Consider the following 16,811-nt stretch of genomic DNA (forward strand, 5'->3'; position numbering starts at 1 on the left):
CGGGCGGAGAAGCGGAGCAGGGAACGTGAAAGGTCGGAGATGCGGGGCCGCGAGCGCGAGAGGTCCGAGATGCGCAGCGATCGTGACCGTGGCAGGTCCGAGAAGCGGAGCACCGAGCGCGAGAGGTCCGAGATGCGCAGCGACCGTGACCGCGGCAGGTCCGAGAAGCGGAGCACCGTGCGCGAGAGGTCGGGGCGCGGCGGCTACTAGCCGGAGAGCGTGAGGAAAGCTGACCGGTGTCACAGCCGGGTCAGGCGGGGACATGGGCCGGGCTCGCCCATGTCCCTTCATTTCCGGGCTCAAGGCGTGCTCAGCGGTTCCCCGGCTCAGGGCGTGCTCAGCGGGTTCCCCCGGCTCAAGGCGTGCTCAGCGGGCGAGGATGTCGTCCAGGTTGTAGCCGACCGGGTGTTCGAGCTGCTCGTAGTCGCACGACTCGGGCGTGCGGTCGGTGCGCCAGCGGCGGAACTGGGCGGTGTGCCGGAACCGGTTGCCTTCCATGTGGTCGTAGGCGACCTCCACCACCAGCTTCGGGCTGAGCGGGACGAACGAGAGGTTCTTGCCGGCGCTCCAGCGCGAGATCGCGCCCGGCATGCGCTGGGTGGTGCTCTCGTCCTGCGACATCCAGGAGCTCCAGGGGTGGTCGCCGAGGTCGGTCAGCAGATACGGCCTCAGCTCGTCGATCAGCTCGGCCCGGCGCTTCATCGGGAACGACGCCGCCACCCCCACGTGGTGCAGCACGCCCGCCGAGTCGTACAGCCCGAGCAGCAGCGACCCGACCACCGGGCCGGACTTGTGCTCGCGGTACCCCGCCACGACGCAGTCGGCCGTGCGCTCGTGCTTGACCTTGAACATCGTGCGCCGGTCGGGCTCGTACGGCTGGGTGGTGCGCTTGACCACGATGCCGTCGAGCCCTGCCCCCTCGAACATCTCGAACCACTCACCCGCCCGCTCGTCGCTGTCGGTGACGGGCGTCAGCCGCACCCGGTCGCCAGCGGCCGCCAGGGCGTCGACCAGACGCGCGCGGCGCTCTCCGAACGGGGTCTCCAGCAGGCTCTCGTCGCCGATCGACAGCAGGTCGAAGGCGACGAACGACGCGGGGGTCTGCTCCGCCAGGAGCCTCACCCGCGAGGCCGCCGGGTGGATGCGCTGCTGGAGGGCGTCGAAGTCGAGGATCTGGCCGCGCCGCAGCACGATCTCCCCGTCGACCACGCAGCGCTCGGGCAGCTCTCGCTTGACCGCCTCGATCAGCTCGGGGAAGTAGCGGTTGAACGGGCGCTCGTTGCGGCTGCCCAGGTAGACCTCGTCGCCGTCGCGGAACACGATGCAGCGGAAGCCGTCCCACTTGGGCTCGTAGAGCAGGGTGCCGTCCTGGGACGGCAGCTCCTTGACGGCCTTGGCCAGCATCGGCGCCACGGGTGGAGCCACCGGAAGACTCATCTCGGGGGGAAGGTTCGGCTGCGCGGGAAGGTTCATGCCGGCTCCCGGGTGTACTTGCAGAAGAGGAAGCCGTCTTCCTCCAGGACGTGTGACAGGCTCAGCCGGATGTTGGAGGCAGGGCCGTTGAGGATGCGCGCCGCGTCTCCGCCCGCCAGCAGCGGGCTGATCGTCAGGCAGAGCTCGTCCACCAGCCCGGCCGCCGCGAGCTGCGCGTTGACGCGCGGGCCGCCCTCGCAGAGCACCATGCCGAGCCCGCGCTCGCGCAACGCTTCCACGGCCAGGGAGAGATCGACCCGCTCGTCTCCCGCGACGATCACCTCGCCGTGCCTGGCGGCCTCGTCGCGCCGGTCCTTGGGCGCGCGCTCGGTCGTGATCACGATCGTCCTGGCGTAAGGCTCCGTGTCGGTGAACAGCGGGCCGGCCAGGTCGAGGTCGAGCCGCCGCGTGATGACGGCGATGGGCGGGACGAGCGGCCGTCCCCGGCGCAGCTCCGTCCACGAGGCGCGCGGGCGGGCCGGGCGGTACCCCTCGGTACGTACGGTCGCGGCGCCGGCCACCACCACGTCGGCCAGGCCGCGCAGCACTCCGAAGACGCGGCGGTCGCCCTTGCCGGACAGGCCCTCGGACAGGCCCTTCAGCCAGGCGCCGCCGTCGACTCCCGCGACCATGTTGAGGCGCAGCCACTCGCCTCGGGGGTACGCGTAGGCCTCGGCGAGGTCGACGTCGTCCGCTGAGCTGGGAAGGATGCGTCGCACGCTCTCTACCTTGGCACAGGTCAGGCACCCGGTACGTGAGCGGGATCCGCCATCCTCGAAGTAACGCTTCGGCATATTAGCGACATGTGAGTCATAGGACGCGTAGCGTTACGCGGCCCTCCGGAGATGTAGGTGGGGAGGAACGTCTCCGGAGAGATCGGGAGGGCATTGGGTGCGGGTGGTCACTGTCGCGGTGTGGCTCGTCACCATCGGGTTCGGGATCTACCTGCTGTGCCTCTGGCTGGCGGGTGGCCGGCAGAAGACCAAGGTCACCCGCTACCCGAGCTTGCTGATCATCCTGCACCCGGCGCTCGGGGTCACCTCGCTCGCCGCCTGGGCGGCCTTCGTCCTCACCGCCCGCACCGGCTACATCTGGCTGTCGCTGGGGCTGCTCTGCCTCGCCACCCTGCTCGGCTTCGTGATGTTCACCCGCTGGCTGGGGGCCGGCAGGCACGCCCGCGGCGCCGACCAGGGCTTCCCCTTCCTCGCCGTGATCCTCCATGGCCTCGCCGGAATCCTCACCTTCATCCTCATCCTCCTGGCCGCGACGACGACGTAGCCCCATCTCCGTACGCGTCATCCTGGGCGCGCCGCCACAGATGGCCAGGGAGCCGCGAACCGGGTCATGTGGGCTGCCGGGGTCGGGGGAAGCGGAGGCTCGCGGGGGCGTCGCGGGGCTCGTAGTCCACCTCGAACCACAGTGTGCGCCCCGCCTCGTCGTCGTGTACGCCCCAGCGGGCGGAGATCAGGTCGACGAGCATGAGGCCTCGCCCACCCTCGGCCAGGAGCTCTCCGCAGAGGCGGGGGGCCGTCCGGCTCCCGGCGTCGACCACGTCGACGTGTACGAACGCGTAGCAGTCGGCGAGTGCGAGCGTGACCTTCCCGCCGCCTCGTGAGTCCGAGTGGATCACCGAATTCGTGACTACCCCCGAGACCAGCAGCGTCACGTCGTCCAGCGCAGGATGCCCGTCACCGAGCTTCCCCCTGACGAACTACCGCGCCCGGGAAACCGACTCAGGAGCCCCGACCAGATCGACCACCCCCAACAGGGTGCCGGTCGTCGAGTGCTCGCGGTGAGAAGGGATTGTTGTCTCTGGCTCAGTCACAGATTGGCCTCCAGAATGCGGTTCAGGGTCCATACGGCGTTGTGGCGCTCGTAGCGCGCCCTCTGCCTTGCCCCCCATCACATCGCTCCGTATGCATGCACTGACAGTGCGCTCAGGGGAGACTGGGGGAGGCAAGCGGTCCACGTCCCCCGAGGAGTACGCGATGGCGACGTTCCGGCCTGGGCCGTACGGCTACGCGCTGAGCGACGCGACAAGCTGTGGACACAGCGAGAAATGGCCAGGCAACTGGCCGATGCCGCCGACGAGCACACCCGCGCGCGCATGCCCGGGCGCGATTCCCTGGTACGCATGATCAAATTCTGGGAGGCTGGCAGACATCGACCAAAGGACCCTTACCGGGTGCTGTACTGCCGCGCCTTCGGACTGAGCGAGGCAGACCTGTTCGGCGTGGTGGAAATGCCGCTTCCAGCTTTGGTGTTGCCGTCACTCGCGCCGGACTCCGATCTGTATGAGCGAATCACGAGAGCCATCGGCGAACGACAACGGGTGGACTCGGAAACGATCGACTGGCTGGAGCGCTGCCTTTCCCAACATCGCCAGGCAGAGGACACCCTTGGAAGCCGGCCCGTGCTCCCCGTGGTACGCGCGCAACTATCGGCCGTCTCCGATCTCGCTCGCGGCGCATCCGGTGCGCTCGGGGATCGGATGGTCGGCATGGCCGCTCAGTACGCCCAGTTCATGGCCTGGCTGTGTCAAGACTCCGGAGACCTGGCGGTGGCACTCGCATGGTACGACCGCTCTCACGGGTGGGCGTTGGAATCGGGAGACGCAGCCCTGGCGGCCACCACCCTGAACATGAGGGCGCATCTCTCCTGGAGTGTCGGAGACGCCCAGCGGTGCGTGCGGCTTGCCGACGCGTCCCGCTGGCACGACGGACGGACGACGCTCGGGGTGCAGGGCATGGCGGCGCAAATGGCCGCCCGGGGGCTCGCACAGATGAAGGATGCGCCAGGAGCGCGGACCCTGCTCGGAGAGGCCGAGGAATCGATCAAGCGTGCGGCCGAACAGCCTGAGGACGAGCCTCCGTGGATGTATTTCTACGACGACGGCTGGTTCACCATGCAGCGCGGCATGGCCGAGCTCGAACTCGGCGAGGGTGCCCGCTCCGCGGCCTTGGAGGCAACAGCATGGGATTCATCTACCAGTGCGCTGCGGGAACTGCTTATCAGAGGATGCGTGGTCGCGCTTGGCGCGCTCGTGGAGACCAGGTCCGAGCATGGAGAGATCGCAGTCTACGATCACGCGGCGGGGTGCTCCAGCTTGGCGAGAAGGTACGGCAGGCGCTCGGCTTGGGGGGATATGGCCCCCTCCGGTCAGGCTGTAGCCCTCAGCCACGGGGCAAGCACTGCGTCGGATGGGACTCGCCAGTTGGCACTGATCCAACGATCAGTGCCAACTGGCCGGATAGCTCGGTAGCCTAAGGCGATGCTCACCAAGCTGGAAGTTCAAGGTTTCAAGAACCTACTAGATGTATCTGTAGAATTTGGCCCATTCACCTGCATTGCGGGTGCAAATGGGATCGGTAAGTCTAATCTCTTTGACGCGATTGAATTTCTTTCATATTTGGCTAACGAGCCACTTGCTGAGGCTGCTCAACGTGTTCGAAGCTCATCCGGATCAAAGGGGGGGGATCCTAGAGACCTGTTTTGGGATGGCTATAGGGATCATCAGCGGGAGATATCAATCGCTGCCGAAATGATTGTTCAACGTAATGTGGAGGATGATCTTGGAGATACGGCCAGGGCTACTACCACATTTTTGCGCTATGAGCTAACCCTTGGTTATTCCCTTCCAGAAGGGGAGGGAAGTGTTGGGAAGTTGACCTTGGAGCGGGAAGTTCTAAAGCACATTAACAAAGGAGAGGCTTCTAGGCATCTCCGTTTTCCCCATAGTGCCAAGAACTTTCGCAATGCGGTTCTTCGAGGGCAAAGAAGCGGCGGACCCTTCCTGTCCACGGAGCATCGTGATATAGGGACCATTATTAATGTTCACGGGGATGGAGGCAGTTTTGGGCGGCCACAGCCCCGTTCGGCTGCCAGGGCGGGTCGTACAGTCCTTAGTACAGTGACAACCAACGATTATCCCACTATTCTTGCTGCCCGCCGAGAAATGCAAAGTTGGCGACGTCTAGCATTGGAGCCCTCGGCGCTTCGCGCCCCTGATAGCTTCTCTGCGCCTCGAACAATGCGCACCGACGGGCGCTATCTCGCGGCTGCGCTTTTCCGAATCGCCTCGGAGAGTTCAAAATATTCATTTGAGTCATCGATCGACGCTGAAGCAATCTATGCGGAAGTAGCAGATAGGCTATCGGATTTAACTGGTGTGCGCGTGGAGAGTCTCCGTGTCGAACCTGATCAGGTGCGCGAAGTGTTCACTCTGTTTCTTCGTGAGCGGGGCGGGCTTCGACTACCCGCGAGAGCGCTGTCGGAGGGAACACTAAGATTTCTAGCCCTCTGCGTCCTACTCGAGGATCCGACGGTGACGGGTCTGATATGCATGGAGGAACCTGAGAATGGTATTCATCCGGCAAACCTTCCTGCTATGGTCAAACTCGTTCAAGACCTAGCGGTCAATCCGAAGGAAGCTCCTGATCAAGATAACCCTTTTAGGCAGATTATTATAAACACCCATTCTCCGTGGGTTGTACAACTGTGCAATCCAAACGATTTGCTCTTGGCTGACGTGCAGCCGCGTAAGACAGCTGATGGAAAAGTCGCGAGTTCACTATTGCTCCTGCCGTTCGAGGATTCTTGGCGAGCGGCGTCCGGCGGCGTTACCTTCTCGCGAGCAGACGTAACCTCTTACCTAGCGGCACCTTCCGGCGCACAGTTGACCCTTCCGGCGGAAATGATCTAATGACCGGCAAGCCATTGTCTGGACTCTTTATAGCGGAAGGAACTTCCGACCTCCCGCTATCTGACATCGTAGAATTCCTGTTCGCGGAACGCGGCCAGAGTTTGAGGCTGAGCAAACCGGACTTCGATGCTCTGAAGAAGGTTCGGAAGGATGTAGAGTCTAAGCTAATAGCAGGTGCTCAACTGACGGGCAAACCATTCGATTTGGCAGTTATACATCGGGATGCGGACAATGCTGGTTGGCAGGCCAGGCTCAGCGAGGTCCAAAGCGCAGTCCTCTCGTCTGGGGTGCCCTGTGAGTTGATACCGGTCATTCCGATCAGAATGACTGAAGCGTGGCTCCTGCTTGATGAATCTGAAATACGTAAGGTCGCCGGAAATCCCAATGGTCGAGAGAATCTTGGACTGCCCAAGATTCGTGAGGTCGAGGGAATCGCCGACCCAAAGGGACTGCTTCGTGACTGCTTGATGAAGGCCGCCAGCGTCAGAGGAAGAAAACGCCAGACCGCAGCGACCCGCTTCCCGCAACACAGGAGGCAACTTCTAGAGCGTCTGGACTTACAAGGGCCTGTCGCCCAACTATCGAGTTGGAAGAAGCTCGTCTCGGATATCAATCGATTCGTAGATTCGCTATCCGCCTAGGGTGTTCTCCTGGGCGCGTTTCCCGTTTCTTCCGAATGCAGGTCAAATGCCTCGAAGGATATGTACAAGGAAGTCGGGACGTTGCTGGGCGAGGCAGTCGAGGCGTTCGGGCAATGCTCGTCGCTGTTCCGGGTGCAGTATCTGGCTGACAAGTCCAAACGGCCATGCGCGCGTCTGAGCTTTCCTGGCCGCCGATCGGATGCACAAATTGGCCCGAGCACTTCTGGGCGTCACCTCGGGAAGAGTGAACAACCGCGTGAGCGAGATCCTCAATATGTCGCGAACGAATGCCGCCCCGGAGATACGGCAGGCTCGTGAACACCTGCGCGCGATGATCTCCCCCGCACCGCCGCCGAGCACGTGAAGGCCCCGTTTGGGGGTGTATGGGTTGGTGGGCAGGGGGCCCACCCGGATGGGTGACGGGTGGGCGTTTGCGGGTCTGTGAGGGTTCGTACGAGCCGTCAGCCTCGTGCTGTTGAGCGGAGGATCTGCATGGAGCGGTTGGTGACGGTGACGGGTTTGCCGGGTTCCAGGGTCTCGGCGGGGGGACGGTAGTCGTAGGGGCCCTCGTCGTTGGTGTCGAGGACGGGCTGCCAGCCCGGGCCGAACTCGTGACCCGGCAGGGTGAAGGTGATGTTCTCGTGGTGGCCGTTCACCAGCAGCAGGAACGAGTCGTCGCTGATGCGCTGCCCTCGGGGGCCGGGCTCGCTGATCGCCTCGCCGTTGAGGAACACGGCCATCGCCTTGCCGAAGCCGCTGTGCCAGTCGCCCGAGGTCATCTCCTTGCCGGACGGCGTGAGCCACACGATGTCGCGGACGTCGCCCTCCAGCATGCGCCCGAGGAAGAAGCGGCGGCGCCGGAAGACCGGGTGCTTCCTGCGGAACCTGGACAGGCCGCGGACGAAGCCGAGCAGGTCGGACTCGGACCGGACCAGTGACCAGTCGACCCAGGAGATCTCGTTGTCCTGGCAGTAGGCGTTGTTGTTGCCGTGCTGCGTACGGCCCAGCTCGTCGCCGTGGAGCAGCATCGGCACGCCCTGGGACACGAACAGGGTGGTCAGGAAGTTGCGACGCTGCCGGCGGCGCAGCGTCACGATCGCCGGGTCCTCGACCGGCCCCTCGGCGCCGCAGTTCCACGAGCGGTTGTCGTCGGTGCCGTCGCGGTTGTTCTCGGCGTTCGCCTCGTTGTGCTTGTGGTCGTACGAGACGAGGTCGGTCAGCGTGAAACCGTCGTGGCAGGTGACGAAGTTGATCGATGCGACCGGCCGGCGCCCGCTGGTGGCGTACAGGTCGGAGGAGCCCGTCAGGCGGGAGGCGAACTCGGGCAGCACCGATGGGCTGCCCTTCCAGAAGTCGCGGACGCTGTCACGGTACTTGCCGTTCCACTCGGTCCACAACGGCGGGAAGTTGCCCACCTGGTAGCCGCCGGGGCCGACGTCCCAGGGCTCGGCGATCAGCTTGACCTGCGAGATCACCGGGTCCTGCTGGATCAGGTCGAAGAACGAGGAGAGCCGGTCGACGTCGTGCAGCTCACGCGCGAGGGCGGCGGCCAGGTCGAACCGGAACCCGTCGACGTGCATCTCCATGACCCAGTAGCGCAGCGAGTCCATGATGAGCTGGAGCGCGTGGGGCGAACGGACGTTCAGGGAGTTGCCGCAGCCGGTGTAGTCGAGCATGAGGCGGCGGTCGGTGTCGAGCAGCCGGTAGTAGGACGCGTTGTCGATGCCCCGGTAGGCCAGCATGGGCCCCATGTGGTCGCCCTCGGCGGTGTGGTTGTAGACCACGTCGAGGATGACCTCGATGCCCGCCGCGTGAAGGCTCTTGACCATCGACTTGAACTCCGGCACCTGCCCGCCGCGCTGTCCCGCGCTCGAATAGGCGTTGTGCGGGGCCAGGAAGGAGATCGTGTTGTAGCCCCAGTAGTTGGTGAGCCCACGGGCGACCATCGCGTGCTCGGGCACGAACTGGTGCACCGGCATGAGCTCCACCGCCGTGACGCCCAGGCTGAGCAGGTGCTCGATCACCGAAGGGTGCGCGAGCCCCGCGTAGGTGCCGCGCTGCTCCTCCGGCACGTCCGGGTGGCACATGGTGAGCCCGCGCACGTGCGCCTCGTAGATCACGGTCTCGTGGTACGGCGTGCGGGGCGGGCGGTCGTTGCCCCAGTCGAAGAACGGGTTGACCACCACGTTCTTCGGCATGTGCGGCGCGCTGTCGTCGGTGTTGCGCTGCCCGGGGTCGGTGAACTGGTAGGAGAACAGCGACCGGTCCCAGCGCACGTCCCCCTCGACCGCCTTGGCGTAGGGGTCGAGCAGCAGCTTGCCGGGGTCGCAGTGGTGGCCCCTGGCGGGGTCGTACGGCCCGTGCACGCGGTAGCCGTACCGCTGGCCGGGCATGACGCCGGGGAGGTAGCCGTGCCAGACGAAACCGTCGACCTCGGGGAGATCGATGCGGGCCTCGTCGCCTGAGTCGTCGAAAAGGCAGAGCTCGACCCGCTCGGCGACCTCGGAGAAGATTGCGAAGCTCGTACCGGCTCCATCCCAGGTGGCGCCCAAGGGATACGGCTCTCCAGGCCAGACCTCACGCATGTAGCCTCATTGTGGTCGTGGGAACGGTCAGCGGTTGCAGCTTGATCGCGTCGTGTCTCCTGTCGTGACCCGGTGCCCCGTCAGCTCCTCTCTGGTCAGGGCTCCGTTGCCGCGTCCCTGGATGCTTACGTCCCGGCTCTACTGTCGATATTAGGGCCGCCGGTCTGATTTACCAGATCTTTCGGCACGCTAGGGGTACTGATCGCATAGACCCCGCCTCGCACCCGGCAGCGGGGCAATAAGCTACACGAAACCGATAAATCAGTATATAACACGCAAACAACGAGTAAACCGGGTAAGTCAGGCGTCGTGAACACAAAACGGCCCCCGTGTGACGTAGCACACGGGGGCCGGGACGGCTCGTCAGCCGATCAGCTCGGCGTTCAGCGTGATCGTGGTGCCCGACAGAGCCTTGCTGACCGGGCAGTTGGCCTTGGCGGTCTCGGCGGCGGTCTGGAAGTCCTCCGCGGAGATGCCGGCCACCTGCGCCCGTACGGACAGGACGATGCCCGTGATGCCCTCGCCCGGCTGGAAGGTCACGTCGGCCTTCGTCTCGACCTGCTGCGGCGGCGTGCCCGCCTGGGCGAGCCCGTGCGAGAGGGCCATCGAGAAGCATGAGGAGTGGGCCGCAGCGATGAGCTCCTCGGGGCTCGTCTTGCCGTTGGCCTGCTCGGCGCGCGAGGGCCACGAGACGTCGAACGTCCCGACCCCCGAGGTGTCGAGCGAGACCGTGCCCGAGCCGTCGAGCAGCGCGCCCTTCCACTGGGTCGTCGCGGTACGTGTCGTCGCCATTGCGATCATCCCTTCGATATCGAGATCCTTGCCAAGCCGAACCTACACGCGCGGCCGGTGCCCGCGGTGCTCGGCACCGCACCCCGCCGAGCCCATCACCCCGCCCGGCCACGTCCCGCTCCTACACCGCCCCCGAGATCATCCCGCCCCGCTCCCCAGACAGACCGGCGGCGAAGCCTTCGCCCACGCGCTCACCCAGCAATCCTTCTACGAAACCATCACCACCGGACGCGGCCCCACCACCTGGGAGACCACCGTCACCGCCCGCATGCCCTACGCCAACTTGACCTGATGGTCCTATCGGCGGCAGCCCCCATCCTGATCATCCGGCGCATTCCCGAACCGACCGGCCGCATCCTGTTCCTGCTGTGACCCGCTGGTGTGACAGGTCGTTGTGACCGACTGTCCTGTCTCATGACTTACAAGTCGTTCTCCAGTACCGATCTCTAGCATCATCGGCGACCCTCGTGCCCGAAGGGGCGAAGCGGACGAAGACCGGTACGGCCCAGGCGCGTGAGCGACAAGGAGAAGAGAGATCGTGATGGAGTCCGAGGCAGGCCAGGCGATCGCCGTCACGCGGATCACCAAGTGGTTGGAGGACGGATGGACCTACCTCGACCTGTCCGGTCTCCGGCTGAGCACGGTGCCCGAGCCACTCGCCCAGTGCACCGCCCTCGAAGGGCTCGGCCTGAGCGGCAATCAGTTGACCGCGCTGCCAGAGTCCCTGGGGAACCTCACCGACCTCACCCGCCTGTTCCTGCGCGGCAATCAGTTGACCGCGCTGCCCGAGTCCTTGAGGAAGTTCCCCGATGCCGCCGGGTTCGGCCCCGACGGTCGCCAACCGATCGCGGTCCCGCACTTCCTACGCACGGGCCGTAGGCGTGGCGGTCTCCTCGGCGGCGCAGGCGGTGCTCAGGACGAGCAGGACGGCGGCGGGCAGGACGAGGCGGCTGAGTGTCGTGCGGCTGAGTATCACGCGGCTGTGTCTCATGCGGCTCCCCCCTCGGGCTTCGTGGGCGGCGCGGTGCGCTTCGGGAGGTGGCCGGCGCGGACGAGGCACCCGAGGGTGTCGCAGATGACGCGGGTCGCGATGAGCGCGGTGATCTCGGCGTTGTCGTACGGCGGGGCGCACTCGACGACCTCGATGCCGGCGAGCGGCCGGGCGTCGGCGATGAGCTGGATGAACTTCAGGACCTCGCGGGGGAGGAAGCCGCCGGGCTCGGGCCAGCCCGTGCCGGGCACGAACGCAGCGTCCAGGCAGTCGACGTCGAACGACAGCCAGACGGCCTCCGCGCCGTCCCAGGCGACCTCAAGGGCGCGCTCCGCGGCGGCCTCGATGCCCATCTCGACGCAGTCGGTGACCGTCATGATGGTCGTGCCGCGCTCCCTGCCGACCTTCACCCCTGGACGGGGCGCCTGCCAGCCGCCGATGCCGATCTGCACGAGGTTCTTCGCCGGCACGTTGGGGATGTCGGTCGCGTGGAACCACGGCGTGGTGTGCATCCGCTCGTCGAGGTCGGTCTCCTGCGTGTCGACATGCCGATCGAAGTGAATGATGCCGACATTTCCGGAAACGTGCTCAGCGATGCCGCGTACGGTCGGATAGCCGATCGAATGGTCGCCACCCAGCACCACCGGGAAGGCCCCGCTGGCGTAGACGTGCGACACCGCCTTGCTGATCTGGTCGAACGTCTTCTCGATGTTCGCCGGGATGGTGAAGACGTCCCCGAGATCGGCGATCGTGATCGACTCCCGCAGGTCCACGCCCAGCTCGAAGCTGTACGGCCCGTACAGCGCCGAGATCTTGCGGATGCCCTGCGGGCCGAACCGCGTCCCGGACCGGTAGGTCGTGCCGCCGTCGAACGGGGCGCCGAGCACCGCCACGTCGTACTCGCCGCAGCGCCGCACGTCCTCGACGTACGGGGCCTTGAGGAAGGTGTTGATCCCGGCGAAGTGGGGGAGCTCTCCCCGCGAGAAGGTCGGGATGGTCCGGTCGACGATCGAGTCCGCGCCCGGCAGGCCGTACTCAAGACCGCGCTCGATCTCACGCTGGTGCATGGTCGTGGGAAGCCCGGCCTCGCGTTCGACGGCGTAGCGGGCCTCGGGTCCGTAATTGTCGTGAAGGTGACCCACGGCACTCCTTTTGAGAACGCCTCACTCAGGAGGCAGCCGACATGACTGTCTCCCGGGTTTTTGTCCCGCCGTGGAACGGCCTAGGCCGCCTGCACCTCTTGGACCAGCCCCTCCCGGGACGGGAGGGCGGAACCCTAGGTGCGCCTCACCGCGAGCCGGTGAGTCCCCTTCATGACAATGCCAGGCTGTTTCCTCCCCGTTTCCCGGCCGTAGCGGCTCGGTGACGTACTACGCACACAAGGCCCCGAAGTGCGGTCCCGCGCTCAGCGCAGCAGTCGGCAGCACGCCCTCGCCGGTCTCACCCCGGTCGCCTTGTCGGTGGCCCGGCCTCGGGACCACGCTCGCCCATCCCGTACAGCCTCCTGGCACCGCGTACGTCCCGCGGCACCCCGGCTCGTGACGAGGGTGCCGCGGCCGCGAGTCCGGCGCGTCGCGCGCCGTCATCGGGTCAGGAGGCGCTGCAGGAAAGGGCGGGAGTGGCCGCCGTGCCGTTGGCGGTGAATCCGAACGTGGTGGTGCCGTTGGTCGCGATCGAGCCGTTGTAGGACTCGTTGCGGACGGTCACGTTGGCTCCGGAGCCGGAGCGGACGCCGTTCCACAGGCTGCTGATCGTCTGCCCGCCGGGCCAGGTCCAGTCGACCGTCCAGCCACTGATGGCGCTGTTGCCGGCGCGGACGGTGACGGTGGACTGGAAGCCGCCGGACCAGGAGTTCACCGTCTCGATCGTGGCCGCGCATCCACCGGGTACGGGCGTCGGCGTCGGCGTGGGGGTGGGCGTCGGGCTGGGGGAGGGGGTGCTCCCGAACTGAGAGAAGAACTTCCACACCTCTCCCTTGGTCCAGGTCGTTATGCCGCTCTCCGTGTAGGTCCCGTCCACGGGACCGGGCATGTGACCGTTGTCGAACGCGGCCCAGACCACCGGGTATCCAGACCGGCACCCCGAGTAGGCGGTGACGATGTGCGTCCGGCTGCCCGTACTCGGCTCCGGCGGGTTCTGCGGGGTGCAGCCGTTGTTCCGGACGAACGTGTCACGCAGCGACCGTCCCTGAGAGATGTTGAGCACGGTGTCCCCGATGCCGTGCAGCCCCATGTACGCGATGGGCTGAGTGCCGCCGCCGCATCCGCTGAGCTGCGCGCCGGAGAAGACCGCGACCGCACGGAAGACCGTCGCCCGCGAGCACGCGAGCGAGTAGCTCATACCGCCGCCGTAGCTGAAACCCGTGGCGAAGCGCTGCGAGGTGTCGACACAGAGGTCTGTCTCGATCCGCTTGATCATGTCGTCGACGAACACGACGTCCTCGCCGTTGGCGTTGGCCCAGCCGTTGTTGAAGCCCTGGGGCGCGACGAAAATCGCACCGTTGTTCGAAAGTTGTCGCAGTCCGTAGAAGGACCAGGGGTACCCGCTGGTCCCGCCCGAGTCGACCTCGGTGGCGGTGCCGCCCAGCCAGTGGAACCCGAAGATCAGCCGGTAGGGGGTGTTGTTGTTGTAGTTGTCCGGAATCCTCAGGATGAAAGAGCGGTTCTTACCGCTGGTCTGAATCGACTGCGTACCGCTCCTCAGCGTCGGGGTCTTGCCGCATCCGGCGGTCGCCGCAAGGGCGCCTGCCCCCGTGGACGCCGTGGGTGCGCCAAGGTCGCTGCTCATTGCCGCACGACCTGTGGCCAGAACGAGGAGTGCCGCGAGCGCGATTGCTCCAAAGGTGGATCTGTGCCTCATCATTACGCAACTCCATTTGAGCTTTGGATTTCGGCATGTCTGGATATTGGACTCTTTGGTTCTCCTACGTCAGAGGTGGAACCCACGATCTGTTAGCGATAACATTCTGTGCGGTGTGGAGTGCTCCTCTCTTCTGGCTGGCTGGAGGTGATGGTGCGGCGGAGCAAGGAAGTGAAATGCGCTGAACCTTCGCGGAGGCGGCATGGCCACCCCCGCGAAAGGTGTGCGTAATGTCAACTACGGGACCACTTCTGGTTTGTCCCGCCATTGCAGGTCCACAGGACGATGGGGGTGCCGTTGGCGGTGCCGGCGCCGTTGGCGTCGAGGCACAGGCCCGACTGGACGTTGGTCACCGTGCCGTCGGCGTTGAGGTTCCATTGCTGGTTGGCCCCGTTGTCGCAGTCCCAGATGACGGCCCTGGTGCCGGGGCTGGTGCCGCCGCCCTCGGCGTCCAGGCACTTGCCGCCGTACACCTGGAGCTGTTTGGCGGAGGTGAGGTTCCACTGCTGGTTGGCGCCGCCGTTGCAGTCCCACAGGGCCACCTGGGTGCCGTTGGTCTGCGACTGGTTGGGCACGTCGACGCAGCGGCTGGAGGCCTGCCCGCGTAGCACGCCGCCGGTGCCGCCACCCTGGCCTGGGATGATCGTGAGGTTGTCGAACTGGGCGGTCTCGGTTGTGCCGGTGCCGACGCCGACCTGGCCCGCGCCGTAGGAGCCGTCGGTGACCGAGCCGACCTGGGTTCCGTCGATCGAGGCCGTGATGGTGCCGCCGGAGAACCCGAGCGCGAGGGTGTGCCAGCGGCCGGTGCCGAGCGCGGCGACCGTGCCGCTGCGCAGTGTCGTGAGGGCGGCATCGGTGGTGTTGCGCTGGATCTGCCAGGCGCCGGTTTCGGTGACCCGCAGATAGTAGGCGTTCAGCCCGGCAGGGCCGAAGCTGCGCTGGGCGCCTGCCCGGCCGACCAACTGGACATAGCCGCTCTGCTCCAGCAGCACATCGGTGGAGACCGTGTAGTTGTTCCAGCTCACGTCGCCGAGGAGTGCGTAAGGATCGGAGCCACCGGTCCACAGGATCGGCTGACGCGGGGCCATCTGGCGAACGCACCGGCCGGTCCGCCCGCCGCCGCAGGCGACGACCTCGAAGGAGCCCTGCTGGTCCATGAGGTACTTCGCCTCCCGGCCCACGGCGTAGGAGTCGAAGTTGTCGGAGTACGGCAGTGCGAGCGAGCCGCGGGCGGGGCTGGTGGCGGTGCCCTTGCCCTGGCCGGTGGTGGTGGTGATCGAGTACACGTAGCCAGGCTGGACCGTCAGCGAGAACGCGCCACCCGAGGGGGTGAGGTCGGCGGTGTGGACCAGGTAGTCGGAGAAGTTGCCGGAGTTGACGTTGCTCGCCCAGACGTGCACCTGCCCGGTGGGCAGGCCGCCGGTGGTGGAGAAGTTCAGCGTCTGGGCGACGGTGGCGTCCATCGTCTCGATGATCGTGCTGTAGTCCGAGGTGGTGGGAGACTTCAGCGACACATAGCTGCCGTTGTTGCGGTTGCCGCCGATGTAGCCGGAAGAGGTGTCCAGGTACTTCCAGCCCGGCGCGGTGAACTGGGAGGTGTGAGCCATCACCCAGGCGTTCTTGCCGATGGAGTAGTACCCCGACCACGGCTGCGGCGCGACGGCCATACCCATCGTGGCGAACGGGAGGTTCGGGGTGATCGCCGCGATGACCGGCCAGTTGATGTAGGCGGTCATCTTGCCGTCGATGTAGTCCCGGTTGATGCCCCTCGCGAGCGCCTTGCCGCCGTCGTTGTAGTCGTCAGAGCCGTTCTCGCTCGCCCACAATGTCTTGCCGGAGTTGATGGCGGTCGTCGAGCTTGGGCACTGCGACTGGGCGCCGCGGTAGCCGCACACGTAGTGGCCGCCGAAGACGTCGACGGCGTTCCGGAAGGCGGTGTTGTTCGCCGCGTCGTCGGCCACGCCGAAGCCCCAGTCGTCCGAGGCGACGATCTTCACGTTGCCGAACCCGCGGGAGTCCAGCGCCGTGTTCAGGTTGACGTACCAGTTGAGATCGCGGCCTTTCTCGTTCCACCCGCCCAGGTAGTCGATGGTCAGCCCGTGGCTGTTCTTGGCGCAGCTCAGCCAGTCGACCAGGTAGTTGATGGTGTCCTGCGACCAGAAGTTGCCGTTGCCCAGCCATCCCGGCGCACCCCAGGACAGACCCACCAGCTTGATGCCGGGGTTGCGCGCCTTGGCCTGCTCCATCAGCCACCACTCGTAACCCCGGTTGCAGTCGAGGTCACCGGAGGTGTGCCGGTGGCTCGGCTCGGCACCGCTCGTGGAGTTCGTGTCCCCGCCGATCTCCACCTTGAGGATCTGCATCGCCGCGCCGTACCCCGGCTTGAACAGATAATCGAGGATCTGAGCCCGCTGCGGCTCGGGGTAGTCGATCAGCAGGCGGCTGTTGCCCCCGCCACCGCTGATGGCGCCCACACCATCGAACGTCCGGCCGGCGGAACCGCCGTTGATCGTGATCCCTACGGCCGCCTGTGAGGACGGCACGCCGACCAGGGACATCACGGCCGCCAGCAGTGCGGCCACGACAAGCGCGGTCACGCGTGCCCGGTTGTCTCTTCCCCGGCTCATGGGTCCCTCCATTTGGTCATGGGGCTGGATTGGATAGATCGCGATGAGCGAACACATCCGAGTAGTGCGAGCGGTACTGGGAGGTCCGCCGCGGGTGGCGGCACGGACGGCGGGGACGTGGCCGCAGGCCGGTGGCGTGCC

General features: G+C 66.0%; 14 protein-coding genes, 1 pseudogene and 1 riboswitch. Of the genes and pseudogenes, 6 read left to right on the forward strand and 9 right to left on the reverse strand.

The genetic code is table 11. The features are described from left to right. Positions 1 to 210 (forward strand): hypothetical protein (locus AB0B89_RS18805; RefSeq protein WP_358553991.1); only part of this gene is annotated, 210 nt, incomplete at its 5' end. 156 nt (positions 211 to 366) lie between these two features. Here AB0B89_RS18805 and AB0B89_RS18810 read toward each other — a convergent pair. Both AB0B89_RS18810 and AB0B89_RS18815 read right to left on the reverse strand, forming a co-directional pair. Further along, a complete protein-coding gene (locus tag AB0B89_RS18810; RefSeq protein ID WP_358554057.1) occupies positions 367 to 1,437 on the reverse strand; it encodes an ATP-dependent DNA ligase in 1,071 nt (356 codons plus the stop codon). Between the two features lie 32 nt (positions 1,438 to 1,469). Then, positions 1,470 to 2,192 carry a pyrimidine reductase family protein gene (locus AB0B89_RS18815; RefSeq protein ID WP_358553994.1) on the reverse strand — a complete coding sequence of 241 codons (723 nt, stop codon included), beginning with the start codon at positions 2,190 to 2,192 and terminating at the stop codon, positions 1,470 to 1,472. A 172-nt stretch (positions 2,193 to 2,364) separates the two neighbouring features. Here AB0B89_RS18815 and AB0B89_RS18820 point away from each other — a divergent pair, with 172 nt between their 5' ends. Next, on the forward strand, positions 2,365 to 2,751 hold the full coding sequence (locus AB0B89_RS18820) for a hypothetical protein (protein ID WP_358553997.1): 387 nt from the start codon (positions 2,365 to 2,367) through the stop codon (positions 2,749 to 2,751). A gap of 64 nt (positions 2,752 to 2,815) precedes the next feature. Here AB0B89_RS18820 and AB0B89_RS18825 read toward each other — a convergent pair whose 3' ends face one another. Further along, positions 2,816 to 3,139 carry an ATP-binding protein gene (locus AB0B89_RS18825; RefSeq protein WP_358554000.1) on the reverse strand — a complete coding sequence of 108 codons (324 nt, stop codon included), beginning with the start codon at positions 3,137 to 3,139 and terminating at the stop codon, positions 2,816 to 2,818. A gap of 393 nt (positions 3,140 to 3,532) precedes the next feature. Here AB0B89_RS18825 and AB0B89_RS18830 point away from each other — a divergent pair, with 393 nt between their 5' ends. The 3 genes from AB0B89_RS18830 to AB0B89_RS18840 are packed head-to-tail and all read left to right on the forward strand — an operon-like array spanning position 3,533 to position 6,816. Next, positions 3,533 to 4,735: an XRE family transcriptional regulator gene (locus tag AB0B89_RS18830; RefSeq protein ID WP_358554003.1), complete on the forward strand. Its 1,203-nt coding sequence runs from the start codon at positions 3,533 to 3,535 to the stop codon at positions 4,733 to 4,735. Between the two features lie 9 nt (positions 4,736 to 4,744). Next, entirely contained in the window at positions 4,745 to 6,175 is a 1,431-nt protein-coding gene (locus tag AB0B89_RS18835; protein WP_358554006.1) for an AAA family ATPase, read from the forward strand. Beyond that, positions 6,175 to 6,816 carry a hypothetical protein gene (locus AB0B89_RS18840; protein WP_358554009.1) on the forward strand — a complete coding sequence of 214 codons (642 nt, stop codon included), beginning with the start codon at positions 6,175 to 6,177 and terminating at the stop codon, positions 6,814 to 6,816. Before AB0B89_RS18835 ends, AB0B89_RS18840 begins: the two co-directional genes overlap by 1 nt. Positions 6,817 to 7,277: 461 nt before the next feature. Here AB0B89_RS18840 and glgX read toward each other — a convergent pair whose 3' ends face one another. Then, a complete protein-coding gene (gene glgX / locus AB0B89_RS18845) occupies positions 7,278 to 9,401 on the reverse strand; it encodes a glycogen debranching protein GlgX (RefSeq protein ID WP_358554012.1) in 2,124 nt (707 codons plus the stop codon). A 363-nt stretch (positions 9,402 to 9,764) separates the two neighbouring features. Then, positions 9,765 to 10,193: an OsmC family protein gene (locus tag AB0B89_RS18850; protein WP_358554015.1), complete on the reverse strand. Its 429-nt coding sequence runs from the start codon at positions 10,191 to 10,193 to the stop codon at positions 9,765 to 9,767. Positions 10,194 to 10,734: 541 nt separating this feature from the next. Between AB0B89_RS18850 and AB0B89_RS18855 the strand changes: the two are divergent. After that, a pseudogene (locus AB0B89_RS18855) lies at positions 10,735 to 10,968 on the forward strand (hypothetical protein); the annotation flags it as partial. Between the two features lie 87 nt (positions 10,969 to 11,055). Here AB0B89_RS18855 and AB0B89_RS18860 read toward each other — a convergent pair. From AB0B89_RS18860 to AB0B89_RS18875, 4 genes are all read right to left on the reverse strand, one after another. After that, positions 11,056 to 11,184, reverse strand: coding sequence for a hypothetical protein (locus tag AB0B89_RS18860; RefSeq protein ID WP_358554017.1), 129 nt, complete (start codon positions 11,182 to 11,184; stop codon positions 11,056 to 11,058). Further along, positions 11,181 to 12,326: an agmatinase family protein gene (locus AB0B89_RS18865; protein ID WP_358554020.1), complete on the reverse strand. Its 1,146-nt coding sequence runs from the start codon at positions 12,324 to 12,326 to the stop codon at positions 11,181 to 11,183. Before AB0B89_RS18865 ends, AB0B89_RS18860 begins: the two co-directional genes overlap by 4 nt. A gap of 47 nt (positions 12,327 to 12,373) precedes the next feature. Continuing rightward, positions 12,374 to 12,475, reverse strand: a riboswitch (guanidine-I (ykkC/yxkD leader). A gap of 299 nt (positions 12,476 to 12,774) precedes the next feature. Then, entirely contained in the window at positions 12,775 to 13,971 is a 1,197-nt protein-coding gene (locus tag AB0B89_RS18870; protein WP_358554023.1) for a cellulose binding domain-containing protein, read from the reverse strand. A 305-nt stretch (positions 13,972 to 14,276) separates the two neighbouring features. Continuing rightward, a complete protein-coding gene (locus AB0B89_RS18875) occupies positions 14,277 to 16,670 on the reverse strand; it encodes a ricin-type beta-trefoil lectin domain protein (RefSeq protein ID WP_358554026.1) in 2,394 nt (797 codons plus the stop codon). Positions 16,671 to 16,811 lie beyond the last annotated feature (141 nt).

Source organism: Sphaerisporangium sp. NPDC049002, assembly GCF_040649355.1.
Taxonomy (GTDB): domain Bacteria; phylum Actinomycetota; class Actinomycetes; order Streptosporangiales; family Streptosporangiaceae; genus Sphaerisporangium.

Bases quoted from the DNA above. Each gene is read 5' to 3' on its own strand.
- AB0B89_RS18810 (WP_358554057.1), bottom strand. From the start codon at position 1,437: ATGAGTCTTCCGGTGGCTCCACCCGTGGCGCCGATGCTGGCCAAGGCC.
- AB0B89_RS18830 (WP_358554003.1), top strand. From the start codon at position 3,533: ATGGCCAGGCAACTGGCCGATGCCGCCGACGAGCACACCCGCGCGCGC.
- AB0B89_RS18835 (WP_358554006.1), top strand. From the start codon at position 4,745: ATGCTCACCAAGCTGGAAGTTCAAGGTTTCAAGAACCTACTAGATGTA.
- AB0B89_RS18840 (WP_358554009.1), top strand. From the start codon at position 6,175: ATGACCGGCAAGCCATTGTCTGGACTCTTTATAGCGGAAGGAACTTCC.
- glgX (WP_358554012.1), bottom strand. From the start codon at position 9,401: ATGCGTGAGGTCTGGCCTGGAGAGCCGTATCCCTTGGGCGCCACCTGG.
- AB0B89_RS18850 (WP_358554015.1), bottom strand. From the start codon at position 10,193: ATGGCGACGACACGTACCGCGACGACCCAGTGGAAGGGCGCGCTGCTC.
- AB0B89_RS18860 (WP_358554017.1), bottom strand. From the start codon at position 11,184: ATGAGACACAGCCGCGTGATACTCAGCCGCACGACACTCAGCCGCCTC.
- AB0B89_RS18870 (WP_358554023.1), bottom strand. From the start codon at position 13,971: ATGAGCAGCGACCTTGGCGCACCCACGGCGTCCACGGGGGCAGGCGCC.
- AB0B89_RS18875 (WP_358554026.1), bottom strand. From the start codon at position 16,670: ATGAGCCGGGGAAGAGACAACCGGGCACGCGTGACCGCGCTTGTCGTG.